Below are 24,798 nucleotides of genomic sequence, written 5' to 3'. Positions count from 1 at the left end.
CTCGGCAGATTCCGGCGGTGGTCAGCGTGTGCGACGAGGAAGTTCCGCCGCAGGGTTCACGTCGCCACGCTCGATCGGAATCTCCACAGTTCCGTGGAAGAAACCGCGGTCATCGGGTGCAAGTGGCAGTGCGCTTCGGGCTGCTTGACCGGCGGCGGCGCCTAATCCACGACGCTGCGCTCGCCGCATCACCCGGAGCTGGGCGAGCCGTCGAGGTCCGAAGGGGGGTGATGATCACCTTCGGTATCACATCGCCTTCTTCGAAGGAGAATGCGTCCGCTACGATGACGATCTGATCTCCGCTTTGCATTTCCACGAGAAGGCGTGCCGCCGTCTCGCTCTCGTCCAGCGAAACGGTGTTGATTGAGTGACTCCTCCCCCAAGGGAAGGCCCGCGGACAGCTCAGGTCGGAGACGTTCGTGCCTAGAATGGAACCGTGACGCCGACGGTCCCCATCGAAGTAGATCAAAGAGACGCGAACCACCCCCTCGGTCCACTGAAGTTGGACCGCCTGCAGTGTGGCGTCATGAAGGGCCGAGTAGTCCATCGCGTTCTTCTCCTACGGGAGTCGCAGCGGGAGATGAGCTTCGGGGGATTCAGGCGGCACCACACGGCCATCGAGGCCGATTCGTTCGCCAGCGGGGTTGTGCATTCACATCACCACGCTCAACCGGAATGTCCACAGTTCCGTGGACGAAATCGCGGTCATCGGCTGCAAGTGCGCGCGCGCGTGGGGCTGCTGACTCGCGTGGGCATACGCGGAGGGCTGCTCACTACTTGGTCTCGGGAACAGCGTCGTTGTCGCGCTCGGCCCAAGCAAGCGCGAGCACGACGAGCGTACTCGCGGTGGAGTTGGTTTCGAGCGTGAACCGCTTCAGACCGGAGAGGTCCACGCCGAGATGGCTCCACTTGGCGCGCTGCCGCTGCAGCAGGTCGTCGTCGTCGTCGTGTTCGGTCGCTGACCTCACCGTCTCCGCGGCGACGATGCCGAAGTTCATCGTCGCGATAAGAGCGAAGCAGTCCGAGAACGCGACCGTCGAGTGGTGCCCGTCTGGCCAGAGCATCGACAGCAGGACCTCGTCGGCGACTCCCGGCCGGCGGCGGGGAATCTCAATCGAGAGAACGACTGCGTCGTGCCACGGAAGGTCTTCGAAGCGGCGTGTCATGGAGAGAATCCCGGATCCCGATCGCTAGGCCGAGGGCTGTAGTGCTGTCCTCGCCCGTCGAGGTGGTAGTGGCTGTAGTTCGGCCCTTTCGTTCCCGGCGGCGTCGGAGGATCGATCCTGATTCGTTCGACGAATTTCCCGTCGACCACCTCGCCGTAGCTGCCGGCACGATGAGGGTTTTCCACGTAGCGTGCCGGAATCTGGTACTTGCCTCCAGCAGGCAGCGCCACGCCTTGAGGAGTGACTTGAATGGGTCCCTTGGGAAGCGCGGACGCAGCTGCATCGACTCCCCCCTCTGCGGCGGCAGGCCCGGGGAGCGCTCCTTGCGTTTGGGCGGGAGACACCGGTGCCGGCTCCGGCTTCCCCGGACCACTGAGGAACCCGCCCTTGCGCAACGCCGCGCCGATGAACGCCGCAAACACCTTGTCACCGGCCGGGCCGCCCTGCTGCACGATGGGGTTGATCAGCGGGTCCGTTGGGCCGCCGGGCCCTGGCCCGGCGTCGGGGCCGTACAGCGCCCGGGTCTCGTTGACGGCCTGGAGGTACGGCGAGTAGTTGCCGTAGGCGTCGGTGTTCGCAGGGCGCCCGGGCGCCTGCCCGGTACCCTGCGCAGGGAACAAGGGCTCGCCCGCTTCCTGCTTCGCCTTGATCGCCGCGTTGCGCTGTCTTCGCTCGCGCTGACGTGGCGTCTCCCGCGGGTTCGCCAGGGACTCGTAGATGCCCTCCCTGAAGTCGCGGTTCCTTCGCTCGACCTCGGCGCGGCCCTGCTGGATCTCCGCCGGGGTGAAGTCGCGGAACTCGACCTTCCCGCGGGGACCGATCTCGATGGCCCTGTCCTGCGCCAACTCTTCGGGGCGCAGGATGCGGATTTCTTGCGGCTGTTGCGGCGGCGCCATCCCGCTCGGGTCGCTCATCGTGACCGGGTTCGACCTCGCGTACTCGTAGAGGTTGATCCCCCCGGCCATCCCGATCGGATCCGCGGCCGTCCAGCGCCCCAACCACGCCGCGTAGTACCGGGCCCCGAGGTGATACAGCCCGGTCTCCTCGTCGCGCTCCTTGCCGATGTACCGGTACCGCTTCGCGCTCACCTCGACCGCGCCGTCATTCGCCGCGTAGCTCGTGGTCCCGAACGGATGAAACTCCTCGTACGAGATCACCGCCGCATCACCATCGAGCTCGAGCGAAGCCGAGTCGAGGTGATTGCCATGCTGGAACCGCGGCACGATCACGGGCGCCGCGACGGGCTCCCCGTCGTCGACCGTCAGCGTTTCGACCAAGCACAGCCGCCGCGTCCCATCGCCGACATGCAGCGTCTGCCGCTCGAGTTCCGGCGCGACGTCGTTCGCGGCCCGTTCGCGGTACAGCTCGAACTCCCCGAGGTAGACCCGCTCGCGCACGCGCGAGCCCGAGGCGTTGCGCTGCACCTTGCGCACCCGCGCTCCGCTGGCGTCGTACACGAACCACACCTCGCCGCCACCACCCAAGTCGCAGTGCTGCAGTCGGTCGGCGTGGTCCCACGCCATCGCGGCGAGGTGCGGCATGCCGGTCATGTTGCCATGCTCGTCGTAGCTGTACGAGTGCGAGAACGGCTCCGCAGCCTCGCCCGGCGCCGAGTTGCGCAGCAGCCGGTTGCCGCCGGGCGCGTACGCATACCGCCGCGTGAAGTTGCCACCCGCCGCGGTGTGCCGCAGCTCCACGATGTTCCCCACCGCGTCCCACGCGTACGTCTCCTCGTACCTCCGCAGCGCAGCTCGTCACGCTCGTCCGTCGTCAGCGGCCCTTGGCCGGCAGGCTGCTGGCCGGCATCGACCTCTGCTTGCTTCACCCACGCACGCACGGCCGTTTGCCCGAGGTCGAGATCTGCAGCGACTTGGGCGATGCTCTTGCCGCCGGCGTTCACCAGGCGAACGACCTCGGCCTTGAACTCCGCCGTGAACGAACGGCGCTTCCGTTTCTTTGGTTCGGACACCTCGACCTCGACTCTTCTTGGCATTGTGCCCTCATCTCGGCTGTCCACCAACTCGGGTCAGGGCCACTTCACCGGGCGCCCCGGCCTGAGTCGATCAAGTCGTCCTGGGCCTGTGTCAGCAGGTTCGCGAGCCAGGCCGCGGGAACCACGGTCTCACCGTACACACGCAAGGCGAGTGCGCCCGTGGCGTCGCGCTCGATTCGCCCGCGATGCTCCTCGCCCTCCCAGAGGTCGATGCAGAGTGCGTAACCCTTATCGGGGTCGTTGGTCAGGTCTGCGGTCCAAGCCATGGTTACCTCGGCGTGTAGCGTTCCAGGAGCCCGATGAAGCGGCCATCGCCGGTGAACTGCGCGCCAGCGCCGCTTGGCAGCCTAACATCCGTGACTTGACCGTGCACCTTGTGCACTCGGTGCGTCACCGTCATGCCCGGACTCGCGAATAGGTCGTCCAGGAACTGCCGTCCGAACGCAGTGTTCTGCGCCGCGTTGCCTCCGGCGCTTGTGAAGGCACTTCCTGGGCGACTCGCGTGGCTTTGAATCGCCTGTTCACTCGGACTCGCTCCACCGCGACCGACCTGCGTTGCGCTGGAGATGAACTGCGCACGTGTGGATGCCGACAGCGCGGGAAGTTCGATTGCTCCCCCCTCTGCGGCGATGGCTGGGGGAGCAGCTCCTCGCGTCGCCGCGACGACCTCGGCCGAATGGATGTCGGACGCGCGCTTCGGGCCGCTTGACCTCGTTGCCGGATGACGGATCAGCCCCCGCGTTGGCAGGCGAGTGCCGTCCCGCACATACTTGCGACGACGACGAGGCCGACGTCGTCGTACAGCTTGCCCGAACTGCTCCGGGCCAAGGCCACCAACTTCGCCGGTGAGGGTGAGGGTGATCCGCGAAGTGCGCTACAGATGGCGTCGGCAGGCGCGGAGCGGAACAGGCCATCTGTTGCCGCGAGCATGATGGAATCAGGCACTACGGTTGCCTCGAACCCGACCGGCGATGCCCGGTTGGACCCGAGGCGCGCCTTCTGCTGCGCGGCGGTCAAGTCCCTGCGCTCGGCGCTCGATACCAGCCACGCCTCGCTGTCTCCGACACTAGCCCCGACGACGACGCCTTCGTGAATCGAGGCGACGACGGCCGTAGCCTCCCCCGCGGCGGCATCGCGAGCCAGTTGTTCGTCGAGCTGACAGAGGAAACGACACCAACTCTGCGACGTCGGCGGGGCCCCAAAGGCGTCGGCCATGGCGGCCGCGAAACTCGCGATCACGAGTTGCGCGGCCCGGGCCCCGCCGGCGATACCGCCGGCACCATCGGCTACGACGAGGGCCGTCCCTGCGTCGTTCTCAATGACGAGCACCGCATCCTCCGGGTGGGCGCGGTCGGACGCAACCAGTGACGCCGTGAACATCGAAGCGTCACCACGGAGTCGACGGATGGTCGAACCTGTCGAGTGCCAGCTGGAACTCGGCCCGTCGCGCGACGAGGTCAACGAGCACGTTTCTGAAATCGTTCGTCCGGTCGTCCGCATCGGCGAGCAGGCGTGGGAGGTACTCCACCAAGTCGAGAAGGTCGGCGAGAACCTGTCCATCAACGCCTTGGTAGGCCAGTCGCCTCAGTTCGACGAGGGCCGCGTTCATCGCTCCGAGGGCTCCTCGTTCTTGTACGCTCGGTATCACCTAACGTCTCCTACTCGATGACGACGTCCCGAATCGGGGTTCCCGCAGAGCCGCGTTGGACCTGAATCGGCGGCGGTTTCGACCCGCCAAGGGTTTGCCGTAGCGTGCTCAGCCAGCGGTCCAGGCCGGACCCGGCCGTGCTGATGGACGACTTCGGCGACAGGAGCAAGCCCGCTTCCACTTGGACCGTGCCTGTGACTCTACCGCCTTCCACGACCTGCGCCGAGATGCGTCCGGTTCCCACGCCCTGCTGCGCCGCGATCTCCGCAGCCTTGGAACGACGAACGCCATCGATGATCTGATAGCTCGGATTCCCTCCCCCCTCTGCGGCGTCGGGCGCCGGCCCGCCAGCGGGGGCGTTTGCAGATGACGCCCCTGGCGCGGTCCGGCGTACACGGCCCGCATCATTCAGCGCGCCGCTTCGGTTCTTGAGCGGCGCGCGGCTCGGCGACGGCGGCCGACTCGAAGGCGTTCTCCCGCCGGGCGCCGAGAAGCCCGTGACATTGTCGAGAAGATCGCCAGCGGAGAGACCGCGGATGCGCCGCTCCTGGTCCGACATCGGTTCGATCACGCCCGCCTGCTCGAGCGCCACGGACGCCTTCTGAAACGCTCCGTTGGCGATGAAGCCGAGCCCGTTCATCTGCGCGAGTTCAGCCCGCTGCAGTTCGCGCGGGTCGAATGCTCGATCGATTGCGTCGGTTGGCGTGCCGGTCGACATCGACCCGTGCGTTGCTTCGGCGGCAGCAGCACGCACACGCCCGCTGAGGTCCGAGCGGCGGAGTTGATCGCGCCCCTCTTGCCGCCGGGCGAGGTCCGCCAGTTCCTGCTCGAGCTCACCAGTGACGGTCGCGAGTTCGTCTCGCAGCGCATCCGCGATTGTGGGCGAACCTGCCTCGCTGATCGCCCGAGTCAGCTCGTTTTGGTGCAGAACGAGCGCACCCGCCACGCTCTCTCGCGCGGCGCCAGTCACGTCGCGGAACGTCGTTGGGCTCCCCCGGCAGTACGCATACCGGTTGTCCCCATCCGCGAGCCCTGTGGGATCCGCCGCCGTCCAGCGCCCCAGCCAGCTCGCGTAATACCGCGCCCCGAGGTGATACAGCCCGGTCTCCTCGTCGCGCTCCTTGCCGATGTACCGGTACCGCTTCGCGCTCACCTCGACCGCGCCGTCATTCGCCGCGTAGCTCGTGGTCCCGAACGGATGAAACTCCTCGTACGAGATCACCGCCGCATCACCGTCGAGCTCGAGCGAAGCCGAGTCGAGGTGATTGCCATGCTGGAACCGCGGCACGCTCACGGGCGCCGCGACGGGCTCCCCGTCGTCGACCGTCAGCGTTTCGACCAAGCACAGCCGCCGCGTCCCATCGCCGACATGCAGCGTCTGCCGCTCGAGCTCCGGCGCGACGTCGTTCGCCGCCCGTTCGCGGTACAGCTCGAACTCCCCGAGGTACACCCGCTCGCGCACGCGCGAGCCCGAGGCGTTGCGCTGCACCTTGCGCACCCGCGCACCGCTAGCGTCGTACACGAACCACACCTCGCCGCCACCACCCAAGTCGCAGTGCTGCAGTCGGTCGGCGTGGTCCCACGCCATCGCTGCGAGGTGCGGCATGCCGGTCATGTTGCCATGCTCGTCGTAGCTGTACGAGTGCGAGAACGGCTCCGCAGCCTCGCCCGGCGCCGAGTTGCGCAGCAGCCGGTTGCCGCCGGGCGCGTACGCATACCGCCGCGTGAAGTTGCCACCCGCCGCGGTGTGCCGCAGCTCCACGATGTTCCCCACCGCGTCCCACGCGTACGTCTCCTCGTACCTCCGCAGCGCCGCGGGGTCGTCCGCGTGCGGCTGCAGGCTGAAGGCCACCTCCGCATCCACCGGTTGCGACAGCGATCGCAGCTCCCGACCGCTCGCCGAGCTCAGCCGGTACAGCGCGTCGTACTCGAACCGCTGGTCCGCGCTCACCACGTCGTTGTCGAAGAACACCCGCGGCTGCGCGCCGTCGCGGATCTCCACGATGTTGCCGACCGGGTCGTAGGTGTAGCGCAGGTCCTGCAGCACGGCGTCGTCGGACGCCCGTACCAAGCGCATGCGCGAGAGCCGGAAGGTGTCGGGCTCGTAGGCGTAGCTCGCCGTGGTGCCGTTGCCGTGCACGCACCGCAGCCGCTGACCGCGGGCGTCGTAGTCGACCGCCGTCACGATCGCGCTCGGCTCCGCCGCGCCCCGCACGCGCACGTCGACCGCCTCGAGTAGACCCGCTTCGTTGAACCGCGTGCGCGTCTCGGAGCCGTCGGGCGTCGTCCGCGAGACCAAGCGCCTGAGCGCGTCGTACTGCATCGTGGCCACGAACGAGGTCGGCTCGAGCGACGCGTCGGCGATCGCCGCGATCGCATCCGGATCGCTCGCGCCACCCAAGCCGCTCCAGTCCTGGGTGCCCTCGACGGCGCGATTCAATCGTACCGCTTGCTGCAGCAGGTTCCCCGCGAAGTCATGCCGCACATTCGTGTGCTCGCCGGCGCCGTCGTACACGCGAAACACGCGTCCGCGCAGGTTGTCGGCGACCGCGGTCGCGACCTCCTCGCCCCAGACGGTGCGCGTCACCAGCATCTCGACCCCGCCCGGCGGTGTGACGAACACGTGCGTCCCCCGCCGCAACGCGTCGACCACGACGCGCGATGCGAAGCCGCGCGCGTTCCAGCTGCGCACCACACCACCGGCAGCATCGAACAAGATCCGACGCCACCCGGCGTCTGCAGAGTCGGTTCGCAGCACCTGACGCAGCATGCCGAAGGTCCGCGACTCGGCGAGGTTGCCCCGGGCATCGATCACCCGCAGCACGTTGCCGACGACGTCGAGCTCGACGCGCGTCTCGAGCTGCCCGAGCACCCCGGCGTCCTCGATGGTCCGCACGGCGCGGCCGAGCGCGTCGGCGTGGGTCATCGTGGGCGTGTCCGCGTGGGCCGTGGCGAGCGCCGCAGCGCGACGCTGGGCCAGCTCGTCGGGCGTCGCGCCCGGCAGGGCGATGCGCGCCGCATGCCACGCCGACGCCAGCACGGTGTCGTTACCGTCGTAGCTGCGCTCGAGCCAAGGCGTGCGCTCGACCCGGGCATGCGTCCCGTCGGGGAAGTCGGTTCGCTCGACGCGTCCGAGCGGGTCGTAGTGCAGCACCGCCGTCACGCCGCGCTCGCGCAGCTCGGCCTCCGACTCATACGCAAGTGTCGCGGAAAAGTACGGCTCGTACTGCCGCACCGGGTTGCCCTTGTTGTCGAAGACGGTGCGGCCACTGCCGATCCATCGCGGCGAGGCGAACGCGTCGACGGTCGCGCCATCGACCACGACGAGCGCACCATCGGCGTCGCGTTGCGGCGCGAGGCCAGGCTCGGCGCTGGCCTTCTCGAGCAGCACGCGGCCCGAGCCATCGCTGTACACGCGTCGCTCGAGCCACCGCGTGGTCGGATCGCCGTGGCGCTCCCGCGCCGACGCGTGGGTGAAGTTGGGCTCGCCGCGATCCCGCCACGCGAAGAGGTCGTAGGCGAAGCGCGTGGTGGGATCGTCGGGCGTGTCGCCCTCGCCGAGGCCGGCCTTGCCCATGACGGCGGTCCACACCACCATCCCGCGCGCATCGAAGCCAGCCGCGCTGCGGTTGCCGTTGGCGTCCGTCAGCATCGTCGGTGCGAGCACGCGGTAGTCGTGCGTTGCGGTGACGACGTTGCCGAGCGCGTCGGTGAACGCGATCGGAAAGAGCGCGTGGTCGTCGTAGACGATCGTCGTCGGTGGGTCACCGAATGGACTGAAGACCGCTTCGGTGAGGAAGAACTGCGTGGCGTCGTAGCGCGCACGGGCCGAACGGGCCCACCACAGGCCGTCGTCGGCGACGTAGCCCGCGCCCGCGAGCAAGCCGTCGTCCACGTCGGCGCCGTACATTGCCGTGCGCTGGCCGTCGCTGAAGGCTGCGGCGTGGACCTCCCGGACCAATGCGAGCGGCCCGCAGTCGCCGAGCCCACGCGGTGCCTCGCCGTCGTCCTGCGCGTAGAAGGTCCGCTGCGCGCCCAGCAGTCGCAGGTGCGCTGCGCCGTCGACCGGATCGGCGGCCTCGGGCGCGTCGCGCTGCGCCGCGTCGACGACGCTCCGCAGGGTCGCGAGCTGCACGGGCGCGCCATCGTCGTCGGCCCCGAGCAGCTCGTAGCTGCGCGACTCGACCGGCACGCTCGCGCGATAGGCATCCGGTTCACCGGCGACATCGAAAGCAGCGAACGACGACTCGCGGATCACGACCGCGCGTCGCAGCTGCTCGGGCAGGGTCCCGACCACGCCGCGGCGGGGATAGCCGACGTCGGCGGCGCGCAGGACGTCGCCGTATGCGTCGACGTCGAGCACGAGCGCGTGGGAGATCCGTGGGTCGTCGACGTCGCGCTCGTAGTGGTACGACAGCCGCTCGCGCTCGTGCACGAACACGACCGCGTGCTTGCGCTCGCCACGGGCCTGTACGACGCGTACGGCATGGTTCGCCTCGGTGACCGTGTACGGCAGCCCTTCGCGGTCGCTGCCGTCCTGCGCGTAGATCTCCTCGTGCAGCAAGCGGCCGCGGAGCGCCCGCGCGGCCTCGCGGGCGTCGTCGAGGTCGAGGCCGGCGGGCATGACCGTGTCGGGCAGCGTCCACGCGGCCGGGTCCCCCGCGAAGTACTCGCGCGCGAGCTGCTCTGCCAGCGACACGCCGCCTGGATACGCCCCGGTGTGGAACCAGCTGCGCGTGTGGACGGGCGGCTGGTGCAGCGCCGACTCGACGATGTCGAAGAGCGCGAGCTCGAAGAGCGCGTCATCGCCGTCGGCATCGAACGCCTCGGTGTCCCAGCGATCGACGGCCGCGAACCCCCGCATCTCGCGCTCGACGCCGTCGTAGTACCCGTGGTGGTACGCAAAGCGCTGCACGAAGCGACGCCCGGCCACGAGATCGGCGGTCTCGATGCGCGTGACGACCTGCACGGGGAAGGGCAGGCGGGTCACCCACGGCCGCCCCGCGGCGCGATCGCGGAGGTACTGTGCGGTGCTGGGCTCGTAGGCGAGACGCGTCACGAGGCCGACGCCGTTGTCGACCTCGACCAGCAAGTGCGGCTTCTCGAGCGCGAGCTCGACGTAGCGCACCGGCAGCGGCTTGGCCCAGTCGGCGGCCTCGGACCACACCAGGCAGCTGGTGCCGGTGCCGCGCACGTCGATCAGCTCGACCGCGGTGGTGACTGCGACGCCGGGGAACGCGGTGATGCGCTGCGGCGGCGACCAGCCGTTGCCCGAGCGGTTGAACCACACCCGCGCGCCACGCTCGTCGAGGACGACGAGATCCGTGGTGCCGCTGCCGTCGATGTCGCCGAGTCGCACGCGCCGCGCGTCGAACTCGTCGTCGGCGGCGAAGAACGGATCGCCATCCATCGTCACCCGCCGGCCGAAGCGACCGAGGCCGAGGTTCGGCCAGTAGTGCACCGCGGCGTGTTCGATGCGCACGATGTCCTGCAGCCCGTCGCCGGTCATGTCGGCGAGCACGATGCGACCCGCCGCGTCGTCGAACACCACCGCTGGGCCCGCGCGTTCGTCCCCCGGCTTGGGCAGGTGCACCGGCGCTCCCCAGCCCTCGGCACCCCGCGATGGCACCCACACGAAGTGGTCCGCCTCGGTGAGCAGGAGGTCCGGCAGCCCGTCACCGTCGAGGTCGAGCTGGCGCAGCTGCGGATCGCTCCATGGGATCGTCGGCACCGCGGTGAACGAGCGCCACGGTCCCCACTCGCCGCTGGCGGTACGGGCGTGGTAGCCCTCGTCCATCACCGTGAGCTCGAGTCGACCGTCGCCATCGAGATCGACGAGCTGCGCGTCCTGGCCGAGCCGCGCCGCCGATACCTGCGACGCGACCGGGGCGAGCGCACCGTAGCGCCCGTCGCCCAGCGGCGGCATGTAGCAGAGCACGTCGCCGCGCTGCGCGACGATCCCGGGCAGCCCCTCGCCGTCGAGATCGACGAAGCGGTACTCGTCGCCGTCGATGCCCAGCGGGAGCTGGGCGAGCGCGTCGGGGTCGAGCGTGTGGGTCTGCGCGCCGATGCGCGCCTCGGAGTAGCGCAGGCGCATCGCGGGGAACTCGGCGATCTCGTAGCCGCCCTCGGGGTGGCGCACGTGGCTGCGCCGGGTCGCGCGGCGCAGCGTCGCGAGGTGGGCGACATCGTCGTAGTCGAGCGCGAGCGACGAGACCAACGTCGGCGTGTCCCCGAGCTCGGCGAAACGATGGAAGACGAGCACGCGATCGCATCGACGCCGCGTTCGCACGTCGAAGCCCGCGCGCATCGACGAGAAGGGGTCGCTCCGCAGCGCCCACGGGCGGGCCTCGTCGGGGGTGGCCAAGAAGCGGCCCGTTGCGCCATCGACCTCGCCGTGCTCGCCGAAGTCGAAGACGATCTCGAACGCGAAGTCGTCGGCGATGGCGGGACGCCGATTGCCGTAGCGGACGCGCTTGAGGTAGCGCTGCGTGGTCGCGCCGCGGTTGCGCTCGGCGGTGCTCGGGCCGAGCACCGGCAGGTCGTCGGACTTGTACGAGAACGCGGTGACGTTGCCGCTGCCGTCGCGGGTCTCGTCGAGGTACCACGTGAAGACCCGCGCGGGATCCTCGGGATCGAACAGGCGCGAGTTCGATGAGAGGTTGGAACGGCCACCGCAGTGGCCAGCGCTGCCCCCCCGTGTGAATCGGCGCCGCAAAGGTTCCCGCCACGACAGTTGCAGTCCGTAGATCGGGCCGAACCGCCGCGAAATGGGCTGCGGCCCACGTTCCACGGCGTCATTGCGAGGCGCGAGCGTGAGCTGCGGCCCCTCGCACGACGGCCACGATGCTGGCACGCATCGTGCTGATGCTGGCCGCCGAGATGGCGCACCGCATCACGCACGCATCCTTGATCTCGCTCGTCGCCCTCGGGCCCACCGTCGCCGCGTGCGGTGGTGGTGCGGCGAAGGGCACGCTCGGCGTCGACGTCTCCTACGACGATCGCAGCGCGCAGGTGCAGGCGGTGCTGACACGCGCGCTCGCGCAGGACGAGAGCCTCCACCTGCGGGTGCGCCAGGGCTTCGTGGGCGAGCTCGATTGCAGCCGCGACGCCGCTGCGATCGCGCGCATCGACGACGCGCCGGTGCGAGGGCTCGAGCGTCCGACCTATGCCGGCCCGAGCGTGGAGCCGAGCGCGTTCGAGCCGGTCTACGACCAGTCGTGGGTCACCGGCGAGCCGACCCCCGAGATGCTGGCGCGCATCGCCGACGGCGAGGCCATCATCGACGTGTGCGTGATGCGGGACGGCGAGGTGGTGGCGCAGGCCGAGCTCGCGCTGGCGCGCGCGCTCGATCGCGCCGGTGCCGATGGCAAGTTCGACGGCGGCATGGAGGAGCGCATCGCGAGCACCGAGGCCTACGCCGACCTGTGCGTCGCGGAGCTCGGCGACATCCCGTTCTTCCCCAAGCTCGGCGATGGCGACTACGGCACCTTCGACTGTCGCACCGCGACGCCGCTGCCGACCACGGTCACCGACATGGCCGGCAACGTGACGCACCCCGACAAGGAGGTCTCGCAGTGCGACGAGCCGCAGTACATCTACGATCTCTGCGAGCCCAACGCGGTCGATGGCGAGACCAACGGCCCGCGGGTCACCAGCGCCGACAACGACGAAGGCACGCACTGGGTGCTGCTGTGCCGCAAGGCCCAGGAGGAAGAGGGCAAGTACAACGACATCGCGATGATCGGGCACAACCCCTACACCGGGAAGACCTGCTTCTTCCAGAACGCGCTGTACTCCCGCACCGACGGCACCGCGGTGCCGCATCCTGCCGATCGTTCGGCCTCCGACGACTCGCCGGCGACCTCGCCGACGCTGTGGTCGGGCATCCACGGCGGGCTCGGCTCGGGCATCCAGTGCGCCGACTGCCACGACGCCGACCCGTTCATCCACTCGCCGTGGATCGACGGCGCGAAGCGGGCTGACGGCACGCCGGTGGTGCCGAAGATGGGCGAGCACGAGGACTTCGTGCTCGGCTTCAACGACGCGCCCTACAGCATCGTCAACACGCAGGGCCAGGGCTGGCACATGCACGAGCAGCTCGTCAGCGAGGAGGCCAGCGCGTGCACGAGCTGCCACCGCTTCGGCGCCGGACGCTGGATGGACAGCTGGATCGATCGCCTCGACGGCAGCTCGCCGGCGTGGACCGCGACGGTGACCGAGTCGCACCGCGACTTCGCCGGCACCTTCTGGATGCCGCCGGACAACGAGGGCCTGTCGGAGGCGACCTGGGCCGAGTCGGAGTACGCGCGCGCGATCGCCTTCATCAAGGAATGCGCGCGCAACCACGACGCGTGCGCGTGGGCGCCGGTGCCGACCGCCGAGACCGCAATCGACGAGGGCCTGCCGGTGGTCGAGCTCGAAGGCGAAGCGCTGGCCCGCTCGGCGCTCGCGACCCTCGGCGCCGACATCCACGACGTCAGCTGCCCCGAGGGCGAGTGCGCGACGCGGCGCTGCGCCGAGTGCCACGCCGTCTCGCGCACCTCACTGGGGACCTGGCACAACCTCACCGATCACGCGCTCGACATCTGCGGCCTCGGTCGCGATCCCGCCGAGATGACGCCGGCGCAGGCCAAGGCCAGCATCGACTGTCTGCGGGTCGACCCCAAGGACGACAGCTCGGTGTTCGCGACCGAGCGACTCGGCATCACCGCCACCGGCGTGCAGTACGGTGGCTTCCGCACGCTGTTCCAGGTCGCCTACGGCGAGGCCTGGACGCAGCCCTACGCGCAGTTCAAGCGCCGCGTCTCCATGCCCAAGGGCAACCATCCCAAGCTCGGGCTCGACGAGTATGCGGTGCTGCGCAAGTGGTTCGAGCAGGACCTGGTCGGGCTCGACGAGGTGCTCGACGAGGCGCCGCCGCCGGCCAGCTGCACCGACCACCTCGACACCGCCGGGCTCGCGCAGCACCTCGAGACCATGCGCTTCGAGGGCTGGGGCGCGGCCAACCAGGACGCCGGCGTGCGCATGTTCGGCTGCCCGACCGAGGGCGACATGCGCGGGTGCTTCACCGACGGCAGCTTCGCTGATCGCACCGCGAGCTGGGGTGGCGAGGTCGGCACCGTGCGCGAGCTGGTGACGTTCGACTTCGCGACCAGCTTCTGGACCCGCAGCTCCGCCGACGGGCGCTTCGTCGGCAACGGCGGCGGGCCCGAGGGCGCGACCATCACCGACCTCGCGAGCGGCAAGAACATCGCGGTCGACGCGTTGTATGACCCGGGCTTCTTCCCCGACAACAGCGGCTTCGTGTTCCAGGGCGCACCCGGGGGCACCGGCATGTGTGCGCAGAGCGTGCTCGACGCGGGCGATACCCTCATCGGATTCGACGAGCCGCAGTGCCGCACGGCCGGTGGCATCAACCTCTACCAGCACGTCGCGCGCGGGCTCGACGGCGGCGACTACTTCGTCATCAACAGCCAGTTCACCTCGGATCCCGGCACCGGCACCACCGACCCTGCGGCCAACTTCAACGCCAGCTCGACCATGAAGATCACGCCGATGGTCTTCACGGGCACGCAGTACGAGCCCCACGCGGCGGTGGTGGTCGGCTCGCCCTACGAGGGCGACTCGGTGCTGTCGCCGTCGTCACAGCTGGTCGCCAGTCGCCTGGCCGGGCCCGGCGGCGCCAGCCTCGGCTATGTGCTGCGCCGCGTGAACGCGGTGCCCTCCGGCGACAGCTACGTCATCGACATCAACCACGAGCTCGCGACGATCTGCACGCCGGGCGCCAAGCCGAACTTCTCGTTCGACGAGCGCTTCATGGTGCTGCACCACTACGAAGACGGCGTGGCGAACCTGTTCCTCGTCGACCTCGCGGACGGTGCCCGCTATCGCATCACCGACATGAAGGACGGTGCGCGGGCGCTCTTCCCCCACTTCGTGTCGAGCGGCTGGATCTACTTCCTGGTGCGGGGCCCGAACGGCGAGCGCATGCTCGCGGCCTCCGACGCGGCGCTGCAGGTGGCGGGCTGATGCTGACCGCGCGTACGCAGGTCCCGCGCCGACGGTGGTCGCTGGCGGCATTGCTGGTGGCGTCGCTCGCTGCGGCATGTGCCGAGCCCGCGCCGGCGAGCGAGCCCGAGGCGTTCCCGCAGGGCATCGCCGGTGGCAAGACCGACCTGCTCGGCCGCAAGCTCGCGGGGGTCGCCGATCCGTACGTCGCCGACCGCGGTCTGCGGGAGCGCGAGCCGCAGCTGCGCGCCGACATGCGAGCGCGTCGCGAGGCCGCGTGGGCGACGGTGTTCAAGGTGCTCGAGCCGGTGCCCTTGCTCGGGCTCGCGCCGGGCGGGGCAGGGCACGACGCGCTCGCCCTGCCCGACGATGTGCCGCTGGTGCCGCGCTTCCACACCTGGTACGGCGTCGACGACTTCAAGCGCATGTTCCAGGCGCTCTACGACGATCTCGGCCCCGCTGGCCGACGCGTTCGCGAGCCCTTCGCGCCCGATGCCATCGCGGCGGCGTTCGAGGCCAACGCCGACGCGATCGAGCGTGCGAGCAGCTGGCCGCTCGAGCGCTACATCCGCGAGGTGCAGAAGCTGGGCACGTGCCCGTCCGAGCTGTCGGCGGCCGAGTGCGACGCGCTGCTGCAGCGCAACCTCGCCGGCGCGAGCTCCGGCATCGCGCGCATTCTCTACGGCCCCGCGACGCTCGAGCACGCGCTCGCCAACTACGGCACCATGATGGATTGCCTCGGCGAGCTCGACACCCTCGGGTTGGACGCGGTGCCCGAGCGCGACGACGACTTCACGCGCTGCTTCGACGACGAGTTCCCCGTCGATGCGATCCTCGTGAAGGCACAGTGGGAGCGGGCGGACTTCGGTCGCGACCTGCCGGTGTTCGACACCGACCGCGACGCGCTGACCCAGCGCCTCGCGCCCGGCGGCGACGCGGCGTGGGGCGAGCAGGGCGACCGCCGCGCGAACCCTGGCCCCGACGACATCTACACCATCGCGTTGCGCAACGGCTCGGTCTATCGGCTCGCGGGCCTGCACATCATGACCAAGGAGCTCCGCCACTGGCAGTGGACCACGCTGTGGTGGAGCGATCGACCCGACGAGGACTTCGGTGCCGATCGTCCGGCGGCGATCCGCGAGGGGCTGGCGCCGGCGTTTCGCCACTACAAGATGTGCACCACCGCGTTCTACACCGAGGACGATCCCGATCCGGCCGCGCGCTACCCCGAGCTGCCGTCGCTCGCGGCCGCACTCGCGGCCACCGGCGACGGTGCGCCGACGTGGTGCAGCAACCCGTACCTCGAGCACGGCCGCGGCAACGCCGGCACCAACTGCATCGGCTGTCATCAGCACGGCGGCGCCCAGGTGGCGCTCGACCTCGATGGTGACCAGGCGCTCGACGCCATCGATCTCGAGCGCTTGGTGGCCGACGACGCGCATTTTCCCGATCACGGTCGTCGGCAGCAGCGCGAGGTGTTCCCGGCCGACTACCTGTGGTCGTTCCATCGCGTCGACGACCTCGTGGGCGTGGTCGCGGCCGAGGTCGCCTTCCGCGATCAGGGCGATCGCCAGGCCGTGCACCCGCGGGTGCAGGCCATCGTCGCGCTGCCCCGCGACGCGGCCGCGGGCGCGACCACCTTTGCGCAGCGGTGCGCGCGGTGCCACGGCGCGGATGGTGATGGCTCCGGCTTCGCGCCGTCGCTGTTCGAGCGGCTACCGCGGTTCGACGACGAAGCGATCGTGCAGACGCTGCTGCAGGGCAAGGGCGGCATGCCGGCGTGGGGCGAGACGCTCGATGATCACCAGCTCGCCGATCTGCTCGGTTCGCTGCGCGATCGCTTCGGCGCGCCGCAGTGATCGCGCAGCGCCGTCACGGCCACTGGCAGCTGGGCTGGTTGCCGACACCGTCGGTGCAGACCATCCCCGGCAGGCACAGCATCGGGCTGTCACACTCGAGCACGCAGTGCTTCGACGGGATGTTGCGGCACGCGGGCTCGCCCGAAGCGCCTGCGTCGGGGCAGTCCTGGTCCTCCATGCAGGGCTGGCGGCACTGATCGGCGACGCAGTCGAGGCCTAGCGCGCACTCGGTGTCGTTGGTGCACGGCTGATAGTCACCGCCCGACTCGTCGCCGCCGGTGGAGCCCATGCTCGCGGCGGTGGTGGTGGCATCGCCCGTGGCCGTACCGACGCCGGTGCTGCCCTCGACGCTGCTGCCGGATCCGCTGGAGACGTCACCGCCGCTGTCGTCGAGCGTCGCCGTCGTCGTCGCAACGTCGCCTTCGGTGGTGCCCGGCTCGGTCGTGCTCGCACCCGTGGTCGTGCTCGCACCCGTACCCGTGGCGTCGCCCTCGCTGGCGACGGTGGTGCCGTCGCCCGGATCGGCGGTGGTGTCGGCGGTGACGTTCGCGGTGGTGTCGGCGTTGCCCTCGTCGGTACAGGTGCCCGCCAGATGATCGCCCGCGAGCGCGCCGTAGCGCCGGCCGCTGGCGCAGGTGTCATCGGGGAAGGCACAGAACCCGGTCGGCTCGCAGCTGCCGTGCACGCCCGCGTTCTCGCAGGCGGCGTCGTCGTGACAGGCGAAGCTGCGGCCCGCCGTGCATGCGGTGGCGACACCGAGGCCCGTACCCACGAGGACTGCCAGCATGCATCGCACGCATCCACGGTAGCGATCGAGAGTCGCGGCGTCGAGCCACCACGCGACGGATCGAGCGCGCAAAACTCGATCGGCTCTCGTCGCTTCGTCCTGTCCGTGGTGGAGGCTACGCGCGAGACGAGCTCGCGCAGACTCACGTCGATCAGTCCTGCAATTCGAACACGTACTCGTAACGCAGCTCGTAGTCCGCTGGCTGTCCGTCGGTGCCGACCGCCGGCGCGAACTTCGATTGCTTGAGCGCCTTCTTCGCGATGTCGTCGCAGCCCGAGCCCATCGGCTTGGTGACCTTGGCGGAGCGCACCTTGCCGTCGCGCGTCACCTGCACGAGCAGCACGACCGTGCCCGAGACCTGGCGCTGCGCGACCGCGGGGCACTCGAGCTCGGGCACCTTGATGACGCGCGGCTGCTGACGGATGAACAGATCATTCTTCGGCTGCCACGGTGGACCGGCGGCGTTGCCCGTGCCCTTGCCGGAGCTGCCGGTGCCGCCGCTGCCGGGCTTGGTGCCGTTGCCACCGGGGGTGCCGTTGCCACTGCCCGAGGTTCCGCCGCCGGTGCCGGGCTTCACGGTCACGGGGCCGTTGCCGCCCGGGGTCAGCGGCAGATCGAGCTCGAGGCGTGCCGGCTTGGGGGGGCCCGACGGCGGTGGCGTCTCCGGGGTCGGCGGCGGCGTGGGCTCGGGCTTGGCCTTGGGCTTGGGCTTCGGCTTCACCTCGGGCGGCGGCGTCACCTCGGGCTCCAGCGGCTTTACCTCGGGCTCCGGTGGTGGCTCGGGCTCGGGCTCGACCTCGGGCTTCGGTGGCTCGGGCTCGGGCTCCGGTGGCAGCTCCGCGACCTCGAACTCGACCAGGTCGAGCTGCTCGGGCTCGTCGGGCTCGATGCTCGCGGCGAGGAAGAACGCGGCGACGTGCAGCAGCAGCGCCAGCGGCACGCCGATCAGGGGATCGAGCCCGCGGGCCCGCGACTCGATCGTCGCCCTCGCGACGGGGTGCATCAGCCGCCGGCCTTCTCGGGCTTCTTCGTCGCGATCGCGTATTTCTTGATGCCGGCATCGCGCATCAGATCGATGAGGTGGACCAGCTGCCCGACCTGGGCCGCCTCGTCGCACTGCACGATGCCTTGCAGGCCGCGGTCCTCGACCAGCTTGTCGGTGAGCTTGTCGATGATCTGCGCGTCGGTGCTGAGGGTGGTGCCGTCGACCTGCACGGTGCCATCGGCGGCGCAGACGATCATCACGCTGCTGTCGTCGAGCTTGGCCCCGGTCGAGGCCTCCGGCTTGTCGACCTGCACGCCCTCGGCGTTACTGATGATGCTGGTCGTCACCATGAAGATGATGAGCAGCACCAGGGTCACGTCGACCAGCGGCGTGACGTTGATGCCCGTGATCTCGTCGTCGTCGTCGATCGATCCGCCGGCCATGTCGAGCTCACGCCTCCGACTTCGCGGCGCCGTCGGGCGCGACCATGAGACCGAGCGCGCCCTGGGCCATCGCCTCGGCCTCGCCGAGCGTGCGCTTCACCCGGCGCTGGAAGATGTTGTAGGCCACCACCGCCGGGATCGCGACCAACAGGCCGACCGCGGTCGCGACCAAGGCCTCGGAGATGCCGGCCATCACCGCCGTGCTGCTCTCGCCGCCGGCCTTGAGCCCGGCGGTCGCGAGGTCCTGGAAGGCGCGGATGATGCCGAGCACGGTGCCGAACAGGCCGATGAACGGCGCGTTCGCCCCGAGCGTGCCGAGGTAGCTGAGGTTGCGCTCGAGCCGGAGCTTCTCCTCGGAGCGCACGCCGTTCATGGCGGCCTCCATCGCGGCGTGTCCGCGGGGCTTGTTCTCGAGCATCTCGGCGACCATGCGCGCGCCGCTGCCGGCGACGCCGGTGACGAGCTTGCGCGCCTTCGCCAAGTCGTGGTCGGCGAGCGCCGTCAGCAGGCCGCGGCGGATGCCCGCGTCGGCGCCGGTGATCTGCCGGAAGAAGATGAAGCGCTCGAGCATGATGTACACGCTCACCACGCTCAGGCCGACGAGCAGCCACAGCACCCAGTTGGCGCCCACGAGGGCGAACTGTAGAAATTTCTCTGTGAGATCCATGCCAGGCCGCTGCCGGGGAAGTTAGCCGAAAGCCCGCGAAGCGACCAGCCCAGCGCCTTGGTTTTCGCGCCGCCGTCGCCGCGCAGGTGGCCCTGTGCCGGCTGTGTGTTGGCCGTGTGTTGGCCGTGTGTTGGCCGTGTGTTGGCCGTGCACCAGGGGCGTCGTGGTCCGAGGTTGGTCCGAGCGCGGGTCGAGCGGGCGACGCGTGCGTGGCCCTGGCGGCGATGCTCGCGGCGTCGAACGCCTGGCGGCGGCCGTCAGCTCGGGGGATCGGCGGTCATGCCGAGGTACACGCGGCAGCTGCGGTTGTCGGGGTCGTGGTCCAGCACGAATTGCCACTCCGCGCGCGCTTCGGCGATCCGCTTGGCGCGCCACAGCGTGATGCCGAGCTGGACGCGGGCCTGGATGTAGTCCGGCGCGCTCTCGCGGATCGCAATGAGCTCGTCGAGCGCCTCGTCGATCCGACCTGCGTCGCGCAGCACGGTCGCGAGCTTGGTGCGGATGTCGACGAAGGTCGGGCACAGCATGAGCGCCTTGCGGTACTCCTTCACCGCGTGCTCGAGCAGCCCGACGCCGACGTAGGCGTCGGCGATGTCGCGGTGCATGTTCGCGATCTTGCCGCGCGCGTAGGCGTCGAGCTTGTCGAGGCTGCCGGCATCGGCGGTGCCGTAGACCTGCGCGTAGACCCGACGCCCGTCGTCGTAGCGACCGAGCTCGTTGTAGCAGACCGAGAGGTTGAGCGCGGCCTCGGTGTAGCGGGGGTTCAGCGCCAGTGCGCGCTCGAACGCCGCGCACGCCTCCGAGGCCTTGCCGGCCTCGTACAGGATCACGCCCATCATGTTGTGCACGTCGGCGTAGTCGTCGTGCACGCGCAGCACCGCCTCGAGGTGCTCGCGGGCCTTGGCGTACTCGCCTGTGAGGTAGTACTCGCGGCCCACGACCAGGTGATGCTTGATGAGCGGATCCATGGCGACCTCTTTGAACCTTAGTGCTTCTTGGCCGACAGCGGGCGCGTTAGATGGCGCGACCGCCCGATGCCGTCGTGCCCGCCGCCGACGCCGACTTGCCACTGGGTGCGCCGGGTGGGGTCGCGGGGGCCTCGGGCGATTCCGACTCGGCCTCGGGCGACTCGGCCTCGGGCGACTCGGCCTCGGGCGACTCGGCCTCGGGCGACTCGGCCTCGGGCGTGCCGCCCGCCTCGGGCGAGGCGCCGCCCTCGGGCTGCGCACCGCCGCCTTGGCCGAACGGCGAGCTCGGCGGTGGCGCGATGGTGCCCTCGGGGCGCTGCGGTGGGGCCCGCTCGGGTCGCACCGGGTTCTCGAGGTTCTTGGGCTTGGGCGGGCTCTTGGGCTTGGGCGGCGAGCGATCGGGCCGCTTGCGCGAGGGATCGGCGGGGCCAAAGGTGTCGCGGATGTATCGCAGGTAGATGCGCGCCTGCTTGCCGTGGTGGTGCTTGGGGTGCTGCGATTGCAGCTCGGTGAAGGTCGAGCGCGCCAGCTCGATCTCGTCCATGCGCAGGTAGGTGACGCCGAGCAGGAACAGCACCTCGGCGTCGAGGCCGATGCCGGGGTAGGTGGCGTGGGCGGCCTCGAGTCGACCGATTGCGGCCTCGGGCTTGTCCCGCGACAGGTAGAAGTTGGCGACGTAGAGCTCGTGCTGCAGCAGGCGCCGTCGCACCTCGTCGCGGAGCTTGACCGCGTACGGCTCGGTGACGGTGCCGCCGTAGTGATCGAAGTAGTACTCGAGCTCGATCAGCGCCTCCTCGAGCTGCGACTGATCGCGCATGTAGTCGGGCGGCAGCAGGAAGAACTTCTGCGGCGCGTTCATGAACGCCGAGGCCGCGGCCATGAACGAGGCCCAGCCGTTGCGCACGTGCTCGTGGGTCGGATGCAGCTTGGCGAACTGCTTGAACGCATCCATCGCGGTGGTGTGGTTGCTCTGCTCGAACTCGGCCCGCGCGATGAGCAGCTCGGCCTCGACCGCATAGCGCGAGAACGGGAACCGGATGCGCACGAAGTCGGCGTACTGGATCGCCTCTTCCCAGTCGCGGTCGAGGAACTCGTTCTGCGCGAGCGCGAAATTCTCCTCGGCGGTCTGGGCGTAGTCGGCGGCGAGGTCGGGGCCGGTCTTGCAGCCGACCGGTGCGACCGCGCCCATGCACAGGGCCACCAGCGCGCAGCGTGCCCACGCCGGGGGGCGCGCCCAACGCGGGCGGCGACGGCTCGCGGCGTTGGATTGCGTCGGCATGCGTGCGGGCGGGACGGTACGGCGCGCGCTCGGGGGGTGTCAACGACGGCGGGCCGGGCTCGTGCGCGCGCGCGTCGTCGTGGTGCCGACGCGAAATCGACGACCGAGGGAGCAACCTCGCCGGCTCGCGCGTCCGTGCCATCGGTGCCCGCACGTCGTGCGGGCGCGCGCGATGCCCCGCGGCCCGCACGGCACCTTTGGGGGACGATCCCCAGCGCTCGTGCGCGCGCGCGCGACGGGCAGGCCCGCCGTTCTCGTCGATTTCGGGGGCTGCACCCCGGCTTCGCGGTACCTTCCCCACCCGAGCGGCGATCGATGGCCGCTCGCGAGCGATCGCTGCGATGTCGCACCGTCCCCAACGCCTCGGACCCGTCGCCGCGATGTCGCTCGTGGCCGGCTCGATGCTGGGCATCGGGATTTTCATCGCGCCGCCAGTGGTGGCCTCCCACGTCGATCGGCCCGCTGCGTTCCTGTTGGTGTGGCTGCTCGGCGGGATCTCGGCCCTGTGCGGCGCGCTGTCGGTCGCCGAGCTGGGCGCCATGATGCCGCGGGCCGGCGGCGACTATCCCTACCTGCGCCGCGCGTACGGCCCGGGCCTCGCCTTCGCCGCGGGCTGGCTGCAGCTGCTGGCGGTGTTTCCCGGCTCGCTGGCCGCGATGGCGGTCGGCACGGCGACCTTCCAGCTGCCGCAGATCCTCGGCAGTCACTTCGAGCTGCCCGCGCAGCTCGGCCTCGACCCCACGCTGTTCTGGGCCACCACGCTCGTGCTCGGCCTGACCGTCGTCAATCACATCGGCGTGGTGGTGTCGGGCCGGCTGCAGATCGTCGTCACGATCGCGCCGGTGTTGTTGTTGTTGCTCGGCACCGTGTTCGTGATGCTGCACCAGGGCACCCACGCCGGTGCGCTCGCCACCGCCGAGCCTGGCCTGCGCGTGCCCCCCGTGGCCGCGCTCGCGGCCGCGTTCCTGCCGGTCTACTTCGCGTTCTCGGGCTGGAACGCGGCGATCTTCGTCGGCGCCGAGATCGACGCGCCGTCGCGCAACGTACCGCGCGCGCTGGTCGGCGGCACGATGGCGGTGACGGTCCTCTACGTCGCGCTGTGCCTGGGCTTCCTCGCGGTGTTCACGATGTCGGCGCTGGCCAACACCGGTGAGGCCGGTACCGCGGCGGCCGCGGTCATCTTTGGCGAGTGGGGGCGCTGGGGCGTGACCATCGCGATCTTGCTGGCGATGCTCGGGTCGCTCAACGGCACCGTGCTGACCGGCTCGCGCATCGCCTACGCGATGGCGAAGGATGGCCACTGCATCGCAGCCGCCGGCACCTGCAGCCCGCGCCATGGCACCCCTGCGGTCGCGCTGTGGATGCAAGCCGGCTGGACGCTCCTGCTCATCTACACCCACGGCTTCGAGGCGCTGATCGGCTACGCCTCGGCGGCGATGCTCATCACCGGCACACTCACGGTCGCCGCGGTCTTCGTGCTGCGGGTCAAGCTGCCCGGCATGCCGCGGCCCTACCGGACCTGGGGCTATCCGATCGCGCCGGCGATCTACATCCTGCTCAGCCTGGTGGTGCTGGTGGTGCTGGCACGCAAGCTCGATCCCTCGGTGTTCGCGGGCGCGGGCTGGTTCGCGCTCGCCTACCTCTTCCACCGTTTCGTCATGCGTCCGCGCGAAGCCGCCAGCTCGAGCCGCAGCGAGCCGCGCGGCGAGCTCGATGCCCACAGTGTGGGCGTCGGCGACCCCTGAAGCATCGCGTGGGTCGCTTGCGGCCGATGCCCGCCGCAGGCGAAGATGGGGCCATGCGACTTGCGTGGGCGGCTTGGGGTTTGGGTACGGCGCTGGGCTTGGGCGGTGCGTGGGCCTGTGGTGACACCGGCGCCGACGAGTGCCCGATCGGCAGTCACGGCTGCGCCTGCACCGTGGGCGGTGCCTGCGATGTCGGCCTGTCGTGCTTGGCGGGAAGCTGCGAGGTCCTGCCGGGCGGCACCGACGGCACGAGCGCGTCGGACAGCGACACCGGCATGAGCGCGGGCAGCGGGAGCTCGGCGACCGCGGCGAGCACGATCACCGGCATGACCGAGTCGGACACCAGCGCCGGCGACAGCAGTGGCGGCGGTGGTCCCAAGCTCGACGTCGGCGGTGGTGAGACCGGCCCCATCAGCGGCTGCGGCAAGATCGACATGCTGTTCGTGCTCGACAGCTCGGGCTCGATGATCGAGGAGCGCCAGGCGCTGGCGGCCACCAACGCGGTGACCGGCATCATCACCACGCTCGAGGGCTTGAACGGTGGCGGCATCGACTACCGCATCGGCGTGACCGACGACGACGACAACGGCTTCCACGTGCCACCGGGCTGGGCCGGCCCCAACCCGTGGTTCGACAGCACCGAGCTCGACGACATGGCGATGGCGTTGGCGGTCAACGGCGCCGTGGGGGCCGTCGGCGGTGAGCCCCCGATCGGTTGCGAGCACGTGCTGACCAGCGGCACCGATCTCCTGCTCGGCGACGCCACCGGCTTCGTTCGCGACGACGCGCTGCTGGTGCTGCTCATGCTCACCGACGTCGACGACTACGGCGACTACGATCAGCAGGGCGGCAACACCTGCGGCCTCGGCTGCGCGACCCCACCGAAGTACACCCCGCCGGAGGCGGAGGATCTGCTGTCCTCTCAGGTCAAGGGCGGTCAGGTCGGCGCGGTCGCGGCGATCGTCATCGCCGGTGATCCCGGCGTCGCCGCGGGCATGAACTTCTGCGGTCAGCCCGGCAGCTGCGGCTGCAACGGCATCGACTGCGGGGTCTTCCACGCCACCAAGTTGTTCGCGTTCGCCGATCTGCTGGACACCAACGGCTACGCCGCCGACCTGTGCCTGGTCGGCAACGCGGTGCCGGCGACCGTCGAGGCCGCGCTGACCGACAGCATCGATGCCGCGTGCATGAACTTCGAGCCCGCCGGTTGACCTCCGTGCAACGGCGCGCGACGGGCAGCCGACCCG

General features: G+C 70.1%; 17 protein-coding genes. 4 read left to right on the top strand and 13 right to left on the bottom strand.

Going from position 1 to position 24,798, the window contains the following annotated elements:
* Nucleotides 1–773 precede the first annotated feature (773 nt).
* From IPH07_14610 to IPH07_14580, 7 genes are all read right to left on the bottom strand, one after another.
* Nucleotides 774–1,166, bottom strand: a complete 393-nt coding sequence (locus IPH07_14610; GenBank protein ID MBK6918624.1) for a hypothetical protein — start codon at nucleotides 1,164–1,166, stop codon at nucleotides 774–776.
* Nucleotides 1,163–2,716 carry an RHS repeat-associated core domain-containing protein gene (locus IPH07_14605; GenBank protein MBK6918623.1) on the bottom strand — a complete coding sequence of 518 codons (1,554 nt, stop codon included), beginning with the start codon at nucleotides 2,714–2,716 and terminating at the stop codon, nucleotides 1,163–1,165. Before IPH07_14605 ends, IPH07_14610 begins: the two co-directional genes overlap by 4 nt.
* On the bottom strand, nucleotides 2,713–3,159 hold the full coding sequence (locus IPH07_14600; GenBank protein MBK6918622.1) for a transposase: 447 nt from the start codon (nucleotides 3,157–3,159) through the stop codon (nucleotides 2,713–2,715). The genes IPH07_14605 and IPH07_14600 overlap by 4 nt, the downstream gene beginning before the upstream one ends.
* 44 nt (nucleotides 3,160–3,203) lie before the next feature.
* On the bottom strand, nucleotides 3,204–3,425 hold the full coding sequence (locus IPH07_14595; GenBank protein ID MBK6918621.1) for a hypothetical protein: 222 nt from the start codon (nucleotides 3,423–3,425) through the stop codon (nucleotides 3,204–3,206).
* Nucleotides 3,426–3,888: 463 nt separating this feature from the next.
* On the bottom strand, nucleotides 3,889–4,539 hold the full coding sequence (locus tag IPH07_14590; GenBank protein ID MBK6918620.1) for a SpoIIE family protein phosphatase: 651 nt from the start codon (nucleotides 4,537–4,539) through the stop codon (nucleotides 3,889–3,891).
* Between the two features lie 7 nt (nucleotides 4,540–4,546).
* Nucleotides 4,547–4,768, bottom strand: a complete 222-nt coding sequence (locus IPH07_14585) for a hypothetical protein (protein ID MBK6918619.1) — start codon at nucleotides 4,766–4,768, stop codon at nucleotides 4,547–4,549.
* A 49-nt stretch (nucleotides 4,769–4,817) separates the two neighbouring features.
* Nucleotides 4,818–11,525 carry a toxin gene (locus IPH07_14580; protein MBK6918618.1) on the bottom strand — a complete coding sequence of 2,236 codons (6,708 nt, stop codon included), beginning with the start codon at nucleotides 11,523–11,525 and terminating at the stop codon, nucleotides 4,818–4,820.
* Nucleotides 11,526–11,653: 128 nt separating this feature from the next.
* On the opposite strand from IPH07_14580, the gene IPH07_14575 reads away from it, so the two are divergent.
* The gene (locus IPH07_14575; GenBank protein MBK6918617.1) at nucleotides 11,654–14,839 is read left to right on the top strand and encodes a hypothetical protein; all 3,186 of its coding nucleotides are present in this window, start codon (nucleotides 11,654–11,656) and stop codon (nucleotides 14,837–14,839) included.
* Entirely contained in the window at nucleotides 14,839–16,677 is a 1,839-nt protein-coding gene (locus tag IPH07_14570) for a c-type cytochrome (protein ID MBK6918616.1), read from the top strand. The genes IPH07_14575 and IPH07_14570 overlap by 1 nt, the downstream gene beginning before the upstream one ends.
* Before the next feature lie 13 nt (nucleotides 16,678–16,690).
* Here the strand turns inward: IPH07_14570 and IPH07_14565 are convergent, their stop codons facing one another.
* From IPH07_14565 to bamD, 6 genes are all read right to left on the bottom strand, one after another.
* Nucleotides 16,691–17,464, bottom strand: coding sequence for a hypothetical protein (locus tag IPH07_14565; protein ID MBK6918615.1), 774 nt, complete (start codon nucleotides 17,462–17,464; stop codon nucleotides 16,691–16,693).
* 151 nt (nucleotides 17,465–17,615) lie between these two features.
* Entirely contained in the window at nucleotides 17,616–18,467 is an 852-nt protein-coding gene (locus tag IPH07_14560) for a TonB family protein (GenBank protein ID MBK6918614.1), read from the bottom strand.
* Nucleotides 18,467–18,892, bottom strand: coding sequence for a biopolymer transporter ExbD (locus IPH07_14555; GenBank protein ID MBK6918613.1), 426 nt, complete (start codon nucleotides 18,890–18,892; stop codon nucleotides 18,467–18,469). The genes IPH07_14560 and IPH07_14555 overlap by 1 nt, the downstream gene beginning before the upstream one ends.
* Before the next feature lie 7 nt (nucleotides 18,893–18,899).
* Complete coding sequence (locus IPH07_14550) at nucleotides 18,900–19,559, bottom strand: MotA/TolQ/ExbB proton channel family protein (protein MBK6918612.1); 660 nt, start codon at nucleotides 19,557–19,559, stop codon at nucleotides 18,900–18,902.
* 257 nt (nucleotides 19,560–19,816) lie between these two features.
* Nucleotides 19,817–20,527, bottom strand: coding sequence for a tetratricopeptide repeat protein (locus IPH07_14545; GenBank protein ID MBK6918611.1), 711 nt, complete (start codon nucleotides 20,525–20,527; stop codon nucleotides 19,817–19,819).
* Between the two features lie 46 nt (nucleotides 20,528–20,573).
* Nucleotides 20,574–21,728: an outer membrane protein assembly factor BamD gene (bamD, locus tag IPH07_14540; protein MBK6918610.1), complete on the bottom strand. Its 1,155-nt coding sequence runs from the start codon at nucleotides 21,726–21,728 to the stop codon at nucleotides 20,574–20,576.
* A gap of 419 nt (nucleotides 21,729–22,147) precedes the next feature.
* On the opposite strand from bamD, the gene IPH07_14535 reads away from it, so the two are divergent.
* The gene (locus IPH07_14535) at nucleotides 22,148–23,551 is read left to right on the top strand and encodes an amino acid permease (GenBank protein MBK6918609.1); all 1,404 of its coding nucleotides are present in this window, start codon (nucleotides 22,148–22,150) and stop codon (nucleotides 23,549–23,551) included.
* Between the two features lie 53 nt (nucleotides 23,552–23,604).
* Nucleotides 23,605–24,762, top strand: coding sequence for a VWA domain-containing protein (locus IPH07_14530; protein MBK6918608.1), 1,158 nt, complete (start codon nucleotides 23,605–23,607; stop codon nucleotides 24,760–24,762).
* Nucleotides 24,763–24,798: the final 36 nt, after the last annotated feature.

The sequence above is a fragment of the Deltaproteobacteria bacterium genome, from assembly GCA_016709225.1.
In the GTDB taxonomy this organism is placed as follows: Bacteria; Myxococcota_A; Polyangia; order Nannocystales; family Nannocystaceae; genus Xiheibacterium; species Xiheibacterium phototrophicum.
The sequence above is the reverse complement of the archived record's forward strand: the minus strand, read 5'-3'. Positions and strand labels throughout refer to the sequence as shown.

What these genes read in the sequence shown, in the direction of transcription:
- IPH07_14550 (MBK6918612.1), bottom strand. Translation starts at nt 19,559, where the DNA reads ATGGATCTCACAGAGAAATTTCTACAGTTCGCCCTCGTGGGCGCCAAC.
- IPH07_14560 (MBK6918614.1), bottom strand. Translation starts at nt 18,467, where the DNA reads ATGCACCCCGTCGCGAGGGCGACGATCGAGTCGCGGGCCCGCGGGCTC.
- IPH07_14530 (MBK6918608.1), top strand. Translation starts at nt 23,605, where the DNA reads ATGCGACTTGCGTGGGCGGCTTGGGGTTTGGGTACGGCGCTGGGCTTG.
- IPH07_14600 (MBK6918622.1), bottom strand. Translation starts at nt 3,159, where the DNA reads ATGCCAAGAAGAGTCGAGGTCGAGGTGTCCGAACCAAAGAAACGGAAG.
- IPH07_14565 (MBK6918615.1), bottom strand. Translation starts at nt 17,464, where the DNA reads ATGCTGGCAGTCCTCGTGGGTACGGGCCTCGGTGTCGCCACCGCATGC.
- IPH07_14570 (MBK6918616.1), top strand. Translation starts at nt 14,839, where the DNA reads ATGCTGACCGCGCGTACGCAGGTCCCGCGCCGACGGTGGTCGCTGGCG.
- IPH07_14590 (MBK6918620.1), bottom strand. Translation starts at nt 4,539, where the DNA reads ATGTTCACGGCGTCACTGGTTGCGTCCGACCGCGCCCACCCGGAGGAT.
- IPH07_14545 (MBK6918611.1), bottom strand. Translation starts at nt 20,527, where the DNA reads ATGGATCCGCTCATCAAGCATCACCTGGTCGTGGGCCGCGAGTACTAC.
- IPH07_14585 (MBK6918619.1), bottom strand. Translation starts at nt 4,768, where the DNA reads ATGAACGCGGCCCTCGTCGAACTGAGGCGACTGGCCTACCAAGGCGTT.
- IPH07_14535 (MBK6918609.1), top strand. Translation starts at nt 22,148, where the DNA reads ATGTCGCACCGTCCCCAACGCCTCGGACCCGTCGCCGCGATGTCGCTC.
- IPH07_14555 (MBK6918613.1), bottom strand. Translation starts at nt 18,892, where the DNA reads ATGGCCGGCGGATCGATCGACGACGACGACGAGATCACGGGCATCAAC.
- IPH07_14595 (MBK6918621.1), bottom strand. Translation starts at nt 3,425, where the DNA reads ATGGCTTGGACCGCAGACCTGACCAACGACCCCGATAAGGGTTACGCA.
- IPH07_14605 (MBK6918623.1), bottom strand. Translation starts at nt 2,716, where the DNA reads ATGACCGGCATGCCGCACCTCGCCGCGATGGCGTGGGACCACGCCGAC.
- IPH07_14610 (MBK6918624.1), bottom strand. Translation starts at nt 1,166, where the DNA reads ATGACACGCCGCTTCGAAGACCTTCCGTGGCACGACGCAGTCGTTCTC.
- IPH07_14575 (MBK6918617.1), top strand. Translation starts at nt 11,654, where the DNA reads ATGCTGGCACGCATCGTGCTGATGCTGGCCGCCGAGATGGCGCACCGC.